Source organism: Amycolatopsis sp. WAC 01375 (assembly GCF_003947325.1).
Classification (GTDB): Bacteria; Actinomycetota; Actinomycetes; order Mycobacteriales; family Pseudonocardiaceae; genus Amycolatopsis.
Genome location: NZ_QHHW01000025.1, coordinates 203,810 through 220,430, shown reverse-complemented (window position 1 = coordinate 220,430; position 16,621 = coordinate 203,810). Strand labels below are relative to the sequence as shown.

Annotated in this window: 17 protein-coding genes and 1 other RNA gene; 10 read left to right on the top strand and 8 right to left on the bottom strand. The window is 70.7% G+C overall.

The window, feature by feature from the left end; all coding sequences use genetic code 11:
• Positions 1-139: 139 nt before the first annotated feature.
• The gene (locus tag DL991_RS15275; protein ID WP_125784954.1) at positions 140-1,120 is read left to right on the top strand and encodes a helix-turn-helix transcriptional regulator; all 981 of its coding nucleotides are present in this window, start codon (positions 140-142) and stop codon (positions 1,118-1,120) included.
• Positions 1,117-1,878, top strand: a complete 762-nt coding sequence (locus DL991_RS15270) for an endonuclease/exonuclease/phosphatase family protein (RefSeq protein WP_125784953.1) — start codon at positions 1,117-1,119, stop codon at positions 1,876-1,878. Before DL991_RS15275 ends, DL991_RS15270 begins: the two co-directional genes overlap by 4 nt.
• 17 nt (positions 1,879-1,895) lie before the next feature.
• Here the strand turns inward: DL991_RS15270 and DL991_RS15265 are convergent, their stop codons facing one another.
• On the bottom strand, positions 1,896-3,953 hold the full coding sequence (locus DL991_RS15265) for a DNA polymerase III subunit gamma and tau (protein WP_125784952.1): 2,058 nt from the start codon (positions 3,951-3,953) through the stop codon (positions 1,896-1,898).
• Positions 3,954-3,982: 29 nt separating this feature from the next.
• Between DL991_RS15265 and DL991_RS15260 the strand changes: the two genes are divergently transcribed.
• Positions 3,983-4,816 (top strand): spermidine synthase, encoded by an 834-nt coding sequence (locus DL991_RS15260; RefSeq protein WP_125784951.1) that lies wholly within the window; start codon positions 3,983-3,985, stop codon positions 4,814-4,816.
• A 502-nt stretch (positions 4,817-5,318) separates the two neighbouring features.
• Here DL991_RS15260 and ffs read toward each other — a convergent pair.
• An RNA gene (ffs, locus tag DL991_RS15255) (signal recognition particle sRNA small type) lies at positions 5,319-5,413 on the bottom strand.
• A 46-nt stretch (positions 5,414-5,459) separates the two neighbouring features.
• Between ffs and DL991_RS15250 the strand changes: the two genes are divergently transcribed.
• The gene (locus DL991_RS15250; RefSeq protein WP_125784950.1) at positions 5,460-6,356 is read left to right on the top strand and encodes a serine/threonine dehydratase; all 897 of its coding nucleotides are present in this window, start codon (positions 5,460-5,462) and stop codon (positions 6,354-6,356) included.
• On the opposite strand, the gene DL991_RS15245 is transcribed toward DL991_RS15250, so the two are convergent.
• Both DL991_RS15245 and DL991_RS15240 read right to left on the bottom strand, forming a co-directional pair.
• Positions 6,328-7,809, bottom strand: coding sequence for a HAMP domain-containing sensor histidine kinase (locus DL991_RS15245; protein WP_125784949.1), 1,482 nt, complete (start codon positions 7,807-7,809; stop codon positions 6,328-6,330). The genes DL991_RS15250 and DL991_RS15245 overlap by 29 nt on opposite strands.
• Positions 7,787-8,536: a response regulator transcription factor gene (locus DL991_RS15240; protein ID WP_125784948.1), complete on the bottom strand. Its 750-nt coding sequence runs from the start codon at positions 8,534-8,536 to the stop codon at positions 7,787-7,789. Before DL991_RS15240 ends, DL991_RS15245 begins: the two co-directional genes overlap by 23 nt.
• A gap of 170 nt (positions 8,537-8,706) precedes the next feature.
• Between DL991_RS15240 and DL991_RS15235 the strand changes: the two genes are divergently transcribed.
• Complete coding sequence (locus tag DL991_RS15235; RefSeq protein ID WP_125784947.1) at positions 8,707-9,291, top strand: hypothetical protein; 585 nt, start codon at positions 8,707-8,709, stop codon at positions 9,289-9,291.
• Here the strand turns inward: DL991_RS15235 and DL991_RS15230 are convergent.
• Positions 9,285-10,271: a hypothetical protein gene (locus tag DL991_RS15230; RefSeq protein WP_125784946.1), complete on the bottom strand. Its 987-nt coding sequence runs from the start codon at positions 10,269-10,271 to the stop codon at positions 9,285-9,287. The genes DL991_RS15235 and DL991_RS15230 overlap by 7 nt on opposite strands.
• Positions 10,272-10,324: 53 nt before the next feature.
• Here DL991_RS15230 and DL991_RS15225 point away from each other — a divergent pair, with 53 nt between their 5' ends.
• The 3 genes from DL991_RS15225 (at position 10,325) to DL991_RS15215 (ending at position 12,421) form a co-directional block, all read left to right on the top strand.
• A complete protein-coding gene (locus DL991_RS15225; RefSeq protein WP_125784945.1) occupies positions 10,325-11,494 on the top strand; it encodes a sensor histidine kinase in 1,170 nt (389 codons plus the stop codon).
• Positions 11,491-12,147, top strand: coding sequence for a response regulator transcription factor (locus DL991_RS15220; RefSeq protein WP_125784944.1), 657 nt, complete (start codon positions 11,491-11,493; stop codon positions 12,145-12,147). The genes DL991_RS15225 and DL991_RS15220 overlap by 4 nt, the downstream gene beginning before the upstream one ends.
• A 67-nt stretch (positions 12,148-12,214) precedes the next feature.
• Complete coding sequence (locus tag DL991_RS15215; RefSeq protein ID WP_125784943.1) at positions 12,215-12,421, top strand: hypothetical protein; 207 nt, start codon at positions 12,215-12,217, stop codon at positions 12,419-12,421.
• A 262-nt stretch (positions 12,422-12,683) separates the two neighbouring features.
• Here the strand turns inward: DL991_RS15215 and DL991_RS15210 are convergent, their stop codons facing one another.
• Positions 12,684-13,202 carry a nitroreductase/quinone reductase family protein gene (locus DL991_RS15210; RefSeq protein ID WP_233598857.1) on the bottom strand — a complete coding sequence of 173 codons (519 nt, stop codon included), beginning with the start codon at positions 13,200-13,202 and terminating at the stop codon, positions 12,684-12,686.
• A 117-nt stretch (positions 13,203-13,319) separates the two neighbouring features.
• On the opposite strand from DL991_RS15210, the gene DL991_RS15200 reads away from it, so the two are divergent.
• Positions 13,320-14,009 (top strand): TetR/AcrR family transcriptional regulator, encoded by a 690-nt coding sequence (locus DL991_RS15200; RefSeq protein ID WP_199753958.1) that lies wholly within the window; start codon positions 13,320-13,322, stop codon positions 14,007-14,009.
• Here the strand turns inward: DL991_RS15200 and DL991_RS15195 are convergent.
• Both DL991_RS15195 and DL991_RS15190 read right to left on the bottom strand, forming a co-directional pair.
• The gene (locus tag DL991_RS15195) at positions 13,993-14,616 is read right to left on the bottom strand and encodes a TetR/AcrR family transcriptional regulator (protein WP_125784941.1); all 624 of its coding nucleotides are present in this window, start codon (positions 14,614-14,616) and stop codon (positions 13,993-13,995) included. The two genes, DL991_RS15200 and DL991_RS15195, sit on opposite strands and share 17 nt — an antisense overlap.
• 25 nt (positions 14,617-14,641) lie before the next feature.
• Positions 14,642-14,845: a hypothetical protein gene (locus tag DL991_RS15190; protein ID WP_125784940.1), complete on the bottom strand. Its 204-nt coding sequence runs from the start codon at positions 14,843-14,845 to the stop codon at positions 14,642-14,644.
• 143 nt (positions 14,846-14,988) lie between these two features.
• Here DL991_RS15190 and DL991_RS15185 point away from each other — a divergent pair, with 143 nt between their 5' ends.
• The gene (locus DL991_RS15185) at positions 14,989-16,539 is read left to right on the top strand and encodes a 3-hydroxyacyl-CoA dehydrogenase (protein ID WP_370306326.1); all 1,551 of its coding nucleotides are present in this window, start codon (positions 14,989-14,991) and stop codon (positions 16,537-16,539) included.
• The last annotated feature ends 82 nt before the right edge of the window (positions 16,540-16,621 follow it).

Genomic DNA, 16,621 nt, shown 5'->3' with positions numbered 1-16,621 from the left:
TCAGGCGTCCACGTTCCCGCAGGTCAGCGCCGCGTTTTCGTCTCACTCTCCCGGATCGGGGCGAACTGCTTGCCGGGCGGCGTCAGGCACGTTTGAGTTACCGCCGGGGAATGAAATGCCGTCTTGAGGGGGACATGGCATGACACTGCGCATGATCTTCGACCGGGAGGATCTCCAAGCGATCCGGATCGCCGAAGCACCCGACCCGTTGTGGGAACTGGTTCTCGGTTCACATCAACTGCGGGAGAACCACCCGTCGGCCTGGCGTCAGCGAGTCCAGCTGGACGCGCGGCAGAACGAAGAAGCGGCACGATCACTGAAGACGCTGTTCACGCTGGTTCCGCCGAAGGGGAACTTTCCCGACTTCCTGACCCCACCCAGCTCGGCGGGATCGTTCGAAAGCGGGCTCGAAGCGGTGGCGTGCACACCCCGCCGCCGGTTGAGCGCCGATCTCCGGACCGTGTTCACCGGCGCCGCGCCGCACTGGGTGAAACGGCTCGCCGACGGCGATCGCGAGGAGGTGCATGGGGTCGTCGGCGCCCTGCGCGACTCCTACGAACTGGTGATCGCGCCGTTCTGGCACGGCATGCGCGAGACCGTCGCCGCCGATCGCGCCCGCCGCGTCCGCACGTTGGCCACCGAGGGGGCGGGAGCGATGATGCGGGGCATCCCCGGCGTGCGCGGCTGGGACGGCGAGGTGCTGGAGATCGCGTACCCCCGGGAGCGGACCGTCCACCTCGGCGGCCGGGGGCTGACCTTGATCCCGAGCCGGTTCTGCGCGAACACACCGGTCACCTTCATCGATCCGGCGCTGCCGCCGGTGCTGCTCTACCCCGCCCGCGTGACGAGTGCCCGTCCGGCGGACACGTCCCCCGAACTGGTGGCGCTCCTCGGCCGGACCCGTGCCGAGAGCCTCGGCGCGCTGCGCGTACCGCGTACGACCAGCAAGCTGGCCACCTGCCTCGGCACCTCGATCGGCACGGCCAGCAAACAGGCCGCCGTGCTGCGCGAGGCCGGGCTCGTCTCCAGCGCCAGGCAGGGCGGCGCCATCCTGCACCACCTCACCCGCCTCGGCACGGCACTGCTCACCGGGGAACTCCACGAAGGGACCTCTCCATGAAATCGGTACTCGCCGTCGTCGCCCTGCTCCTCGGCACGGCCGCCCCCGCCGCCGCGGCGACGGACTTCCCGGTGTTGCAGATGAACCTGTGCCGCAGCGGCGTCGCGAAATGCTTCGACCAGGGCGGGACGAACCCGATGGCGAAGGCCGCGAGCACGATCGTCGCGGTGAACCCGGCCGTCGTGACGGTGAACGAGGCCTGCTCGTCGGAAACGACGAAGCTGGCCGCCGACGTCAAGGCGCGGTCGGGCCGGGTCTACACGGTCGTGTGGCAGCCCGTCGGCAAGAAGGAGAACGGCCGGACGACGCCGTATCCGTGCACGTCAGGGCGTGGCGAGTACGGCATCGCGGTGCTGGCCAGACAGGACCTCGGCGCGGTGAAGGCGCGCGAAGGCGGCTACTACGGGCCTCAGGACGGCGGGGCGGAACAGCGCGCCTACCTGTGCGCGAAGTTCGGCACGGTCAACGCGTGCACCACGCACCTGTCGACGAAGCGGCCCGCGGTCGAACAGCAGTGTCAGGACCTGAAGGGGCTGCTGGCGAAATACGGCACCGGCACCGTGTTCGGCGGTGACCTGAACCTGCGCTACCCGGGTGATCCGAGCGCGCAGGCGTGCGTTCCCGCCGGGTCGTTCCGGAAGGGCGACGGCAGCGTGCAGCACATCATCGCCGGGGGCGCCTTCGGCTTCGGCAGCTCCGGGAAGACGTCGATCCCCGGCACCGATCACCCGGCCTGGCGGGTCACCCTGACCCGCTGACCCCCGCATCCAGGTGACTACTTGCGTTCGTCGAGGGGGCGGGCGTTGAGGTGGTCGGCGAGGAGTTTCCGGGCGATCTCTTCCGGATCCTTCTCCGGCGGGAGCGGCGGAGGCGGCGGCGCGGGGCTCGCGTCCTCGTTGTAGAGGTCCTCGTCCTCCTCCGCCGGCTCGGGCGGGAGCGGGATGTCGGGCTCGGTCGTGACCACCTTCGACCGCTGGGGCTCCGGCTTCGGCACGGAAGGCGCCGGAGCGGCGGAGGGCGCTTCGGCTGACCGGCGGGTGAAGGAGCGCTCAGGCGCGGACGGCGGCGGCGCGGCCTTGGGAGCGGCGGCCTGCCTGGGCTGCGCGGCGCCGTGGACGCACCGGATCTGCCAGTCGTCTTCGAAGACCGCCTTGAACGCGGCCGCGATGCGCTCCGTGTGCAGCGGTTCGGAAAGCCTGCGGACCACCGGTTCCGCGTTGTGCGTGAGCGTGACGGCGTTGCCTTCGACACTCACCACACTCGCCTGCGTGAGCATCGCGCCGGTGACGGTGCCGCCCGGGATCTTGCGGATCGCGGCCTGCACCTGCGGCCACCGGGCGCGGATCCCGTCCACGTCCGTCGAGCCACCCGAAGGCGCTGCCGCCGCCGCGGGCGCGGCCGGCGGCGGGGTGGGCGCGGACGGGCGTTGCGGGGCCGGCCGTTCGGCGACCGGTTCCGGCCGCGTGACGGGCTGGGATGCCGGTGCGGCCTGCGGGGACGGCGCGGGCTGCTGAGCGGGTGCGGCGGGGCGTTGCGACGGCCGTTGGAACTCGCGGACGGGTTCACCCGAAGTCGCGGCCGGGACGGGCGCGGACTGCGCCACCGGAGCAGCCTGAGGGGCTTGCGCGGCCGGAGCAGCCTGTGCCGGAGCACTGGCGACGGGCGCCGGGGCCGAGGCGGCACGCCGCTCGAGCCGTTCGAGACGGGCGAGCAGCGCGTCGGTGCCCTCGGCGACCGACGGCAGCAGCATCCGCGCCGTCAGCAGTTCCAGCACCAGCCGCGGCGAGGTCGCGCCCCGCATCTCCAAGAGTCCATTGTGGACGATGTCGGCGTAGCGCGAGAGCGTGGCGGGCTCCAGTTTGCCCGCCTGCTCCTTCATCTTCTTGAGTTCGTCGTCCGGCGCGGCGACCAGCCCGCGCTCGCCCGCGTCCGGCACCGAGCGCAGCATCACCAGATCGCGCAGGCGGTCGAGCAGGTCGGTGGCGAACCGGCGCGGATCGTGCCCGGCCTCGGCGAGGCTCTCGACCGTGCCGAACACGGCCGCCGCGTCGTCCGCGGCCAGCGCGTCGACCATGCCGTCGATGAGCGCGACGTCGGTGACACCCAGCAGCGACACCGCGCGCGAGTAGTCGACGCCGTCCGGCCCGGCCCCCGCCAGCAGCTGGTCCAGCACCGATTGCGTGTCCCGCGCCGAACCACCGCCCGCGCGGATGACCAGCGGATACACCGCGGGCTCGACCTGCGCGCCCTCGGCGGCGACGTTGCGTTCCAGCAGTTCACGCATGGAGCTGGGCGGGATCAGCCGGAAGGGGTAGTGGTGCGTCCGCGACCGGATGGTGGGCAGCACCTTGTCCGGTTCGGTGGTCGCGAAGATGAAGATCAGGTGCTCCGGCGGCTCTTCCACGATCTTCAGCAGGGCGTTGAAGCCCTGCGTGGTGACCATGTGCGCCTCGTCGATGATGAAGACGCGGTAGCGCGAGTCCGCCGGGGCGTAGAAGGCCCTGTCCCGCAGCTCGCGGGCGTCGTCGACGCCACCGTGGCTGGCGGCGTCGAGTTCGGTGACGTCGACGCTGCCGGGGCCTTCGGGCGCGAGGTTGCGGCACGAGTTGCACTCGCCGCACGGATCCGGCGTCGGGCCCTTCGCGCAGTTCAGTGAACGCGCCATGATGCGGGCGCTCGACGTCTTGCCGCAGCCGCGCGGGCCGGAGAAGAGGTAGGCGTGGTTGATGCGCCCGGCGGCGAGCGCCGTACGCAGCGGATCGGTCACATGCTCCTGCCCGACGACCTCGGCGAAGGTAGCCGGACGGTACTTTCGGTATAGAGCTAGAGCCACGCGGCGAGACTACCGGGAGGGCACGACAGGTGAGACCGGCACCGACCCCCGGCAAGTATCCGGTCCGCTTCGGCACGGCCGAGCTGCTCCGGGACGCCGACCGCCCGAACGCCTGGATGATCTCGGTCGACGGCGTCGCCCAGTCGCACGTCAACCTCGACGACCCCACGGATCTCGAGTTCGACTACATCCGCCGTATCGCCGACGTCGTCGACTGCCTCGGCGAGGGCCCGCTCGACGTACTGCACGTCGGCGGGGCGGCCTGCACGCTTCCGCGCTACATCGCCGCCGCGCGGGCGCGCTCGCGGCAGCTGGTCTTCGACGCCGACGGCGAGCTCGTCGCGCTCATCCGCGAGCAACTGGGTCTGAAGGGCCTGAAGGTCCGAGTCGGCGACGGCCGCGAAGGCGTCTCCAGCAGGTACGACGCTTCGGCCGACCTGGTGATCGTGGACGCTTTCGAGCGCGGAGTCCTGGCCGGTGGACTCGCGACCGTCGAGTTCACGAACGAGGCCGCGCGCGTCCTCCGGCCGGCCGGGACCTACCTCGCCAACGTCTCCGACGGCCCGAACCTGCCGTTCCTCCGCCGGTTCCTGGCGACACTGGCGACGTCGTTCCCGCACCTCGCGCTGCTCGCGGAGCCGGGTGTCCTGCGGGGCCGCCGGTTCGGGAACATCGTCGTCGCCGCTTCCCGCGTCGAACTGCCGGTGACCGAGATGACCCGCCGGGCCGCGTCGTCCGCCTATCCGGCCCGCTGCGTCGCTGGTGAAGACCTCCGCGACCTGCAAGGCAAAGCGAAACCCATCACCGACGCGGACGCCCTGCCGTCACCTGTGCCGCCGAAGGACGTCTTCGGGATCTTCTAGAACGCACGTGAAGGTCAACCGTGTCGTGTTCGCGGACTGGCCGGCAGTGCTCGAGCGGCTGGCAAGTCCGGAGTCGCCGGGCCGCGAAGACCCCTTCTCGCACCTGGCGCAGGGCCCCGGAAGAGTCGCATAACCACTGATCAAGCGGGCAGCGAGGCGGCGGCGGGCTTGTCACGGTGACCTGGCGCCTCCTCGACTGTCCACAGGGGACAGTTCCGGGGTGGCAGTGCCCGATTCGAGCGTTTTGCGGAGGGTCGCGAGTGTTTGGGAGGGTTAGAACCCTCTCTTGGATACCTGCGCGTGGCTTGCGGCTTTGCTCGCGTGCAGTACATGAAGGTGTGAAGGTCGAGTTCCCTCGGCTGAGCCGAGGCAAGGAGTCCTTCACGCGCCGCCGTTCGCTGCTGAGGCTCGTGATGGCCTTCCGGGTCGCCCCAGCGACCGACCGTGGGGGTCCGGGGGGGCGAAGCCCCGCCGGGCGGGCGTGGGGTTGCACCCCACAAAAATGAGGGGATCCCGCGCACCCGTCAGAGCTTGCTTATCCTTGCTGCCTTCCGGCCCTGGGGAGGTTCACAAGATGGACGCCGCGCGGGATCCGAGGACCAGTGTAGTCACTCCCGTCCACGCATGGAGGACAGTGGGGGGTATGAGTACTCCGACCTGGGTAGATGTCCTCAAGGCCGCCGATGCCGTCCACCCGTTCGTGCGACACACGCCGCTGCTGCGCGCCGAGGTCGACGGGCGGCCGCTGGTGCTCAAGCTGGAGCATCTGCAGCGGAGCGGGTCGTTCAAACTGCGGGGCGCGGTGAACGCGCTGCTGAGCGGGCCGTTGCCGGAGCGGGTGCTGACGGCGTCCGGCGGCAACCACGGGCTGGGCGTGGCGACGGCGGCTTCGCTGCTGAATCTGCCCGCGACGGTGTACGTGCCGGAGTCGGCTCCGCAGGCGAAGGCGGCCAGGATCGAGGCCGCGGGCGCGAAGCTCATCCGTCACGGAGCGACGTACGCCGAGGCCGCCGCGAAGGCGCTCGAAGCCGCCTCTGAGCCGGGTACGCGGTATCTGCACGCGTACGACGATCCCACCGTCGTCGCCGGTCAGGGCACTGTGGCGGCCGAAGTGGTCCAGGACGCGCCGGACGTCGACGCGTTCTTGGTCGCGGTCGGCGGTGGCGGACTGGTCGCGGGCACGTCGCTGGCCGGGTTGCCGACGTACGCCGTCGAGCCGGAGCGGTGCCGCGCGCTCGACGCGGCGCTGGCGGCGGGCGAGCCGGTGGACGTGGAGATCGACTCGGTGGCGGCGTCGGCGCTGGGCGCGACCAGGATCGGGAACGTCCCGTTCGCCGTGCTCCGCGAGCGGGTGACCTCCGTGCTGGTCAGCGACGCGGAACTGCTCGCCGCGCGGGACCGGCTCTGGGAGGAGTTCCGCCTCGCCGTCGAACCGGCCGCGGCCGTCCCGTTCGCCGCGTGGCTGGCCGGACGGACCGAAGGCGAGCTGCCCTGCGTGATCCTGTGCGGCGCTAACAGTGACTGGACACCCGGAGCCTGACTCGGAACTCTGTCCGCCCCGGACGGCTGGCGACCCCGACCTGTCCACCGTGCGCGGAGACGACGGCCGCGACGATGGCCAGCCCGAGTCCGGTGCTGCCCGCCGCCCGTGACCTCGAATCGTCGCCGCGGGCGAAGCGTTCGAAGACGTCCGGGAGGATCGACGGCGGAATACCCGGACCACTGTCGGCAATGGACAGTGTCACCACCGAGTCCACTATGGATAGAGAGGTGGCGACCTCGGTGCCGGCCGGGGTGTGCGTGCGCGCGTTGCCGAGCAGGTTGATCACCACCTGGTGCAGTTGATCCGCGTCGCCGAGTACGGTGATCGGCTCCGGCGGCACCTCCAGCAGCCACTTGTGCTCCGGCCCGGCGACGTGCGCGTCGGCGACGGCGTCCGCGACCAGCCGCGACAGATCGACCGGCTGGTGCACCACCGGACGGCCGGAGTCGAGCCGCGCGAGCAGCAGCAGATCCTCGACAAGGCCGGTCATCCGCGTCGATTCCGACTCGACCCTGCCCATCGCGAACGCGATGTCCGGCGGCACCTCGGAGCCGGACCGCCGGGTGAGTTCCGCGTAGCCGCGGATGGCCGCGAGCGGGGTCCGCAGTTCGTGGCTGGCGTCCGCGACGAACCGGCGCACCCGGCTCTCGCTGGCCTGCCGGGCGGACAAGGCGCTCGCGATATGGCCGAGCATGCGGTTGAGCGCGAAGCCGACCTTGCCGACCTCGGTGCGCGGATCGGTGTCCACTTCGGACACTCGCTCGGACAGCGCGACCTCGCCGCGATCCAACGGGAGTTCGGCGACCCTGGTCGCGGTGGCGGCCAGGCGGTCGAGAGGTTTCATGGTGCGCCGCACGGTCACCGCGCCGAGCGCACCCGCGAGCACGATGCCGCCGATGGCCACTCCGCCGAAGATGAAACCCAGGTTCCACAACGTGTCCGTGACGTCCTTTGTGGGCAGTCCGGTGATCGCGACGCTGCCGTTGGCCGCCGATTTGGCCACCACGCGGTACTCCCCGAGTGCCCCGAGGTCCACGTCGGTGGGCTTGTCGGTCGGCGTCGACCGCAGGAGCACGGACATCTGGGCCGGGCCGAGCGGGTCGTGGGGGAACGGATCGGCGATCTTCGCGTCGTAGCTGGACCGCAGCACCGCCGCGATCACCCGCCCGTCCGGGAGGATGTTCACGAACAACGAACCGGTGCTCTGCCCGTACGCGCGCAGGCCCTCGGGAACCCGTTCCCCGCCGGGACGGCCCGGTGGCGGCGGACGGCTCGCGCGTTCACTCGTCTCGGCGAGCCGGGCGTCGAGCTGGTCGAACAGGAAGTCGCGCAACGCCAGTTCGGTCACCACGCCGACCACCAGGCAGACGAGCGCGAGAAGCCCCGCGACCTGCGCGATCAACCGCCGTCGCAGCGACCACGGCCGCCTACCCCGCGGGTTTGAGGACATACCCGGCGCCGCGCATCGTGTGGATCATCGGTTCCCTGTCGGCGTCGATCTTCTTGCGGAGGTAGGAAATGTACAGCTCGACGATGTTGGCCTGGCCGCCGAAGTCGTAGCTCCACACCCGGTCGAGGATCTGCGCCTTCGACAGCACCCGCTTCGGATTCCGCATGAGGTAACGCAGCAGCTCGAACTCGGTCGCGGTCAACGGCACCAGATCGCCGCCGCGGTGCACTTCGCGGCTGTCCTCGTCCAGGGTCAGGTCTCCGACGACGAGCGTCGAACCGCTCGGCCCGGCCACCCCGCCCGCGCGCCGCAGCAGCGCGCGCAGCCGCAACGCGACCTCCTCCAGGCTGAACGGTTTGGTGACGTAGTCGTCGCCGCCCGCGGTGAGCCCGGCGATCCGGTCCTCCACCGCGTCCTTCGCGGTCAGGAACAGCACCGGCAGGTTCGGCACCTCGGAACGCAGGCGCCGCAACACGTCCAGGCCGCTCATATCCGGCAGCATGACGTCCAGCACCACCGCGTCCGGCCGGAATTCCCTGGCGACGCGGACCGCCTCGATACCGTCGGCGGCGGTACGGATGTCCCAGCCCTCCATGCGCAGCGCCATCGACACGAGCTCGGACAGGGTCGCCTCGTCGTCGACGACCAGCACCCGCACGGCGCTGCCGTCGGCACGGCGCAGGCCCGCCTTGCCGGAACCGGACGAAGGGACGTTCACACTGGTCATGCTGCCATCGTGGGCGGCCCCGATGAGGCTTCTCTGTGTCCCGCCTGTGCGTTTCCTGTGAACGATCACCCTGCCGGGGAGCGAAACACAGCGCGTGCCCACCGACGGCACAGCTTCCGCACAGCGACGGCGCCGACCATGGCCGCAACCGACCACACGGAGGCGACCAGATGACCGAACCGACCAAACCCGCCGAACCCCCGGCGGACGAGACCGCCACCTGGGGCGCGCCTGCCCCGGCGGGTGAACCGAAGAAGACCTGGTCGGGCCGCAAGACCGCGATCGCGGCCGTGGTGGCGGTGGTGATCGCCGCCGGCGGCGGAGCCGCGATCTGGGCCGGAACCGCCGCGAACGGCGCCGAACAGGGCGGCATGATGGGCGGCCCCGGCGGCGGCCGGGTGCTCGTCGGCCCTGGCGGGGGTATGCCGCGCGACACGCTGCACGGCGACTTCGTCGTCTCCGACGGCAAGGGCGGCTACCGCACCGAACGGACGCAGACCGGCGAGATCACCGGGATCAGCGCGACGTCCATCAGCCTGACCAGCAAGGACGGCTACAAGCAGGTCTACACGATCGACGCGTCGACACGGAAGACCGGCGATCCCAAGACCGGCGAGACGGTGATGGTGAACGCCACGGTCACCGGAGACACCGCGACGGCGACGACCATCGGCAAACCGGGGCAGAACCAGCGCGGCGGACCCGGTCAGGGGCAACAGGGTCAGCAGGGGCAGGACGGCCCGCGCCGCTACTGAGCCACGACGGCGAGCAGCGCGGCGGCCGTCTCGGCGGGCTCCTGCCCGGTGGTGTCCAGGACGACGCGGTCGGTGCGGGCCTGCCGCATCCGGGCCGCCTCGGTGACCGCGCGGGCGGCCACCCGGTCACGGACGACTGGTGGCACGCCACGTAGTTCGTCACCCGCCAGCAGCGCGCTTTCGCCCTCGGCGCGGCGCCCGACGCGTTCGGTGAGCGTCGGGGCGTCCGCGTCGAGGTGGACGACGGTGACCTCCTCGAAGACCCGCCGGTGCTCCGGAAGGAATTCCCTGGCGACGACGATCAGCCGCTTCGCTCCGGCTTCGCGGTAGCCGCGCCAGACGGCCGCGAGATTCGCCGCCTCCAGTGCCGGATCCGGACCGGGGTTCGCGAACCCGAGTTGCGCTAGATCGACGTAGGCGACGGGCATCTCGCGTGCCCAGAGGTCCCGCAGCGCGCTGAAGGCGGCCGTCGATTTGCCGACCGCCGTCGGTCCGGTCACCACGGTCTCTTCGTGCCGCTGCCCGGTCGTGTCCATCGCCTCGCCGAAACCGGTGCGGTCATAGGCGTCCGCCACCGCGTACAGGCCGGGAAGCGCCGCGGCGGGTGATCCTCGGCCGAGGAACCGGCTCCGGAGTTCGTCGCGATCGCACGTCAGCCGGATGAGGGTGAGGTCGAAGTCGCCGCCATCGAAATGCGGCTCGACACCGTTTTCGGGGTCCACGATCCCGGACACGACGAGCTGCCTGGCACCCCGCGAGCGCAGGATCCCCAGCACCCGCAGCAGATTGGCCGCCTTGATCGCGTGTGCGGCTTCGCCACCGCCCGGAGGCGGGCCGATCAGCCCGAGCTGGTCGATGTCGACGTACGCGACGTTGCCGCCCGCTTCCACGATGCGCGTGTACAAACCCCAGGCGGTGGTGGACTTCCCGGCTCCCGGTGCTCCGGCCGTCCACAGCACGGGAGTCTTCGTGATCCCCATGGCTTTCGATCTTAGGAACCCCTGTCCAGCGAAAATAGGGCAGAGTTGGGCGCGTGCGGGACATCAGTGGTTCGCTGGCGAGACAGGCGTATGCGGTCGCGGCCGTCTGCCTGGCCGCCGACGCCGGGCTGTATCTCATCGGCGGACCACCGCTCTCGCTCGGCTGGCAGGTGTGGGTGCTGCTGGTAGGTGGAATCCTCGCCAACGCCGCGCTCGCCGGGCCTTCGCGGTACTCAGGCTGGGTTTCCGCCGCGCACGCCGCCCTGCTCGTCGCCGCGCCGATCCTGCTGTACCCGTACGACCACTACCTGCAGGCCACGAACGCGGGCGTGCTGATCGCGGGCTACCGCGCCGGCGCCTGGCTCGCGACCAAACCCGCGCTGGCCGCACTCGCCGCGATGCTCGCCGGTCTCGTCGCCTGCAACCTCATCCCGGTCGACCGGGGCGATCGGGACTGGCGCGTGCTGATCATCGACGTCGGCGTGAGCGGGCTGCTGCCGTGGATGGTCGGCCGTTACACGACCGCGCGGCGCGCGTACATCGCCGATCTCCAGCGCGCGGAGGAACAACGGCGGCAACACGAAGCCGAGGCCGTCCGCCGAGCCGTCGCCGAAGAACGCACCACGATCGCCCGCGACCTGCACGACGTGATCTCCCACCACGTCAGCGCGATCGGCGTGCACGCCGGCGCCGCGCGGCTCGGGCTACCGGAGGGAGAACCCGCCGTGCGGCGTTCGCTCTCCGCCGTCGAATCGTCCGGCCGGGCCGCGATGGCCGATCTGCGGCGTCTGCTGGATCTCTTGCACGGCAAGGAGAACGCCGACGCGCAGCGGCAGCCGGGGTTGGACAACCTCGACGAGCTGCTCGACAACCTCCGCACCGCCGGGCTGCCCGCGCGGCTGACCACCCACGGCGGGCCGCGGGAACTCCCGGGTTCGGTGGACATCGCGCTGTACCGCATCGCGCAGGAGGCGCTGACGAACGCGCTCCGGCACGGCCGCGGCGGGATCGTCGAGATCGACCTCGCCTACCGGCGGACGGAGGTCGTCCTCACGATCACGAACGAGATGGGCCGCCCGAACACGTCGGCCGAGTCGACGAAACGCGGTCTCGCCGGAATCCGGCAACGGGTCGCGTTGTTCGGCGGCCAGGCGGAATGCGGACCGCTCGACGACGGGCGGCACTGGCGGATTAGAGTCGGTTTTCCTTTGGAGGCACAGTGATCCGGGTTCTGCTGGCGGACGACCACGCGATGTTCCGGTCCGGGATGCGCGCGGTGCTGGACACCCAGGCGGACTTCGAATGCGCCGGCGAGGCAGCGGACGGACGCGAAGCCGTCGCACAGGCGGCCGCGCTGCGCCCGGACGTCGCCGTGCTCGATGTCCGGATGCCCAAATTGGACGGTCTGGCCGCGACCGAGGCGATCATGTCCGCGCCCGGTAACGACACCCGCGTCCTCGTGCTGACGACCTACGACTCCGACGAGTACGTGTATCGCGCGCTGCGCGCCGGTGCGAGCGGATTCCTGTTGAAGAGCCTCGCGCCCGAGGAACTCGTCTCGGCCATGCGTGTCGCCGCACGCGGAGACGCGCTGATCGACCCGACGGTGACCCGGCGGCTCGTGTCGACCTTCGCCACCAGCATCGAACCCGCGGCCGCCGAACCGGCGGAACTGGAACGGCTCACCTCACGCGAACGCGAAGTCCTCATGCTCGTCGCCGACGCCTCCAGCAACGCGGAAATCGCCGCGCATCTGCACGTGGGCGAAGAGACGGTGAAGACCCACGTTTCCCGTATCCTCGCCAAACTGGGGTTGCGCGACCGGGTGCACGCCGTCGTCTACGCGTTCCGGAACGGCCTCGTCGGCAGACGATGATCGGTTCGCCGGACGGGGCTCCCGGTGCCAGAATCACCGCAGGGCACGTCGAGGCGGGGAGCCGTGGATGAAACGCTGGGTGACGCTCACGATCGGACTGGTCTTCCTGCTGGTGGGCGGCGTCTGGGTGCTCCAGGGCGCCGGCGTGCTGACCGGCAGCTTCATGACCGGGCAGAAACTGTGGTTCCTGATCGGGCTCGTCGCGTTCCTGGTCGGGGTGGTGCTGGTGGCGGCCACCGCCCGCCGCACCCGGCGGGCCCCCACCGAGGACTAGCCGCGGCCTTTCACGCTTTCGGACCTCCGCCGGCATGCGTGATCGGAGACGGATCACGCGAGTCCCGCCTTCAATCACGTGAGTTACGCGCCCGATCACGCGAGTACCGCTTCTGATCACGTGAGTCGTCCGGGCCGGTCATGCGAGCTTGCTGTGCGGGATCGGCGAACTCGCGTGATCAGAGCCGCGACTCGCGTGACCAGAGCCGCGACTCGCGTGATCAGAGGTGCGACTCGCGTGATCGGAGACGGAACTCGCGACATCAGGCGATCTTGAAGATCGGGTAGCCGGGCGCGATCGCCAGCAGTTCTTCGTCGGAGGCCTTCGCGTCGACACCGTCGAAGAACACGCCGACCTCGAACTTCCAGCGCTTGAGGTACGCACGCAGGATCACCGGCTTCTCGTGGTCGGCGAGTTCGGTGTAGGTGAACGTCTCGGTCCGGCGCCCGACGCTCAGCTGTCCCTCACCCGCGACGCGCAGGTTGCGCACCCACTGCGTGACACCGCGCGGCGCGACCAGGTAGCGCTCCCCGTCCAGTTTCAGCAGGTTGACCGGGACCGAGCGCAGTTCGCCGCTTTTCCGGCCCCGGACCGAGAGCACCCGGCTGCCCAGGACCGAGACGCCGAGCTTCGTCAGCTTGAGCACGAACTCGTTGAACGCGTTGGTGGCCTTGGCCGGCTTGACGTAGCGAGTGGCGGCGGCAGTAGTGGCGGCGGCAGTGGTGCTGGAGGCGGTGACGCTGGGGGTGGCGGCGTCAGCGACGGGGGAAGTGGCGGTCATCTCGGCTCCTCGAAGTCTGCGAGAGCAGTGCTCTCTGTTAAGAGCAGTGAACACCAGAGCAGTGCATCATGTCAAGAGCAGTGCTCTCGTTTAGGTGCGATGCTCTATGGTGAGAGCATGGCTGCCACCCAGACCGCGCGCGAACGCGCCCGAGCCGAGCTCACCCGTGAGATCAAGGACGAAGCCCGCCGCCAGCTCGCCGAGGTCGGTGCGCTCGGCCTCTCGCTCCGCGCGGTCGCGCGGGAGCTGGGCATGGTCTCGTCGGCGCTCTACCGGTACTTCTCCAGCCGTGAGCAGCTGCTGACCGCGCTGATCGTCGACGCCTACAACGCCGTCGGTGAGGCCGCGGAGGCGGCCGACGACCCCAAGAAGTCCTCGCTGGCGAGGTGGGAGTCGATCTGGCACGCGGTCCGCGCCTGGGCGAAGGCGCACCCGCACGAGTACGCGCTGATCTACGGCTCGCCGATCCCCGGCTACCAGGCCCCGCAGGACACCGTCGCACCCGCGGGCCGGGTGGCGTTCGCGCTGGTCGCGGTCCTGCGCGACGCGAATCTCCGGGTCGAGACCGAGGTCGGCGAGATGCCTGTCGAGCTACTGCACCAGCTCGACGCCGTCACCGAGATCCTCAAGATCAACCTGGCGCCCGAGACGGCCTCCCGGCTGCTCATGGCCTGGACCCAGCTGTTCGGGATGATCAACTTCGAGTTGTTCGGCCAGTACGTCGGCTCCGTCGACCCTTCGGACGCCTTCTTCGCGCACGGGATCCGTCAGATGGCCGAGTTCACCGGGATCAAGATGACCGGCTGAGCGCGGTCCAAGACCGCATCAGCAACTGGACGGCGTCCACCACGTCCTCGTCGCCGGTCCCCTCGGGACTGAGGAAACGCTGCAACAGGAGACCGTCTTCGAGCGCGTGCAGGATCAACGCGAGGAAGGCCGGATCCGCGGGCGGTTCCGCGCCCCGCGCGGCGAGCTCGGTCCGGATCGAGGTCTCCAGCAGTGCCCTTGTCGACTTCTCGCCTTCGCCGACGAGCGGGCGCGCGTCGGGATTCCGCAGCGCGTAAAGAGCCAACTCGGTGCGCAGGGTCAGCCAGCCGGCGAGGTGTTCGGCGCGTTCGACGTTCCACGCGCGCAGGCGGTCCATCATCTCCGCGAAGGAGCCGACGCCCTCACGCAGCGCGGAGACCTCTTCGGCCTCGCGCTGGGTCCGGCGGCGCAGCAGTTCGACGACCAGCTCGTGCTTGCCGTCGAAGTTGCCGTAGAAGGCCCCTCGGGTGAATCCGGCTCGTTCGGCGATCTGCTCGACGGACGTGCCGTTGACCCCGCGTTCGGAGAACAGCTCGGCGGCCGCCGCGAGCAGGCGCTGTCTGGTCTGCTCGCGGCTTTCTTCCCGCGTCAAGCGCTTCGCCGTCACACGGCGATCTTAGAGCTGTGCCGAATCAGCTCTCAGCGGGAGAACGTCCGTTCTCCCGGCCGGTCAGCCACACCCCGCCCGCGAGAACGGCTGCGGCGACCACGACGACCACCGCGGTGAGCGACCACAAGGCCTGGCTCGCCAAGAACGCGGCGACCGCGCCGAAGAGAACGGCGACGAGGAGCAACGGCGTGGTCCGGACGGCTGTGGCGGCGGGGACGGTCACCATGGGGGCTTTCCCTTCGGGGTGGGGGCGCGAAACACTCGGTCTTCGCGGAGGAGACCGCGCCGGGTCGGTGGCCTTACGCCGAGCGGGGCACGGATCACCCTTCCGGGCGAGATACCGGCGTGGCGGCTAGCGTCACGCCGAGGATGACATCGAGGGAAAGGCGGCTCGCGGTGGAGAAGTGGGCGGAGCAGGTCGGCAGGATCCGGGTCATCGGAACCGGGGTGATGGGCCGGGGCATCGTCCAGCTCGCCGTGACGGCGGGGCTCGAGGTCGAGCTCGCCGACGCCCGGCCCGACGCCGTCGGCGAGGCCATCGACCACGTCGGCGCGATGCTCGGCAAGCTCGCCTCGAAGGGCAGGATCACCGAAGAGGCCGCCACGGCCGCGAAAGGCAGGCTGATCGCGGCCGAAGACCCGCTGGCCCCCGCCGACGGTGTCGACCTCGTCATCGAAGCGGTCCGCGAGGACCTGGAGATCAAACGCGCGCTGTTCGCCGAACTGGAACGGGTCTGCGGCCCGGACACCGTGTTCGCCACCAACACCAGCTCGCTTTCGGTCACCGGGATCGGTGCCGCGCTGACCGATCCGGGCCGCCTGCTCGGCCTGCACTTCTTCAATCCGGTCCCGCTGATGCGGCTGGTCGAGGTCGTGCCCGGCGCGCGGACGGCCACGTGGCTGCCGCCCGCCGTGACCGAACTCGTCCGCGGCTGGGGACACGAACCCGTCCTCGCCCGCGACGCGCCGGGCTTTCTGGTCAACCACGCCGGCCGCGGGCTGGGCACCGAGGCGCTGCAGATCCTCGCCGAAGGGATCGCGACCCCGGCCGAGGTGGACCGCGTCGCGCGTGACGTGCTCGGCTTGAAACTCGGCCCGTTCGAACTGCTGGACCTCACCGGCCTCGACGTCTCACATGCCGTGCTCGAAAGCATCTGGAGCGGCTTCCACGGCGAACCGCGACTGCGGCCCTCGTGGCTGACGCGTCCCCGCGTCGCCGCCGGGCTGTTCGGACGCAAGAACGGCGAGGGCTTCTACAGCTACGTCGACGGGCAACAGCAGGTGGAGCCGGAGCCTGCCGCGCCGGAGGCCCCCACCACTCCCGTGTGGGTCGACGACGAACGGCTCGGCACGCTGCTCTCGGCGGCCGGAATCCAGGTCGTGCACTCCGCCTACCCGGACACGGTCCTGATCGTCAGCCCGATCGGTTCGTCCACTGTGGACACGGCACTGGCCGCGGGCCTCCCGGCGGAACGGGTCGTCGGCGTCGACCCCCTCGGCGGCTACGGGAAACGCCTGACGCTTTCGGTCCACCCCGCACTCGACCCGGCCGCCGGCCGCACCGCCTGGGGTGCGCTCGCCGCGACCGGGCTGCCGGTGACCGTGGTCCGCGACGGCCCCGCGCCGATCGCGCAGCGGCTGCTGGCGTCGATCGTCAACACCGCCTGCTTCATCGCCGGGCAGCGCCTCGCCACACCGGAGGACATCGACACCGCCGTCCGGCTCGGCCTCGGTTACCCGCGCGGCCCGCTGACCTGGGGCGACGAAGCGGGCGCGGACCTCGTGCTGCGGGTCCTGCGCGGCCTCGTCGCGAGCACCGGCGACCAGCGCTACCGGCCGAGCGCCTGGCTGACCGAACGGGTCGCGCTCGGCCTGCCGCTCGCCTCGACGGGCACCGTCCCCGCCGACCTCCTGCGCTGAGGGTCGAGTGGGTCATGAGTATTTGGGGTCGTTCTGGCCAAGAGTGGTTCAGATACCTGGGGTGGGCCGGGTAGCGGCCAGT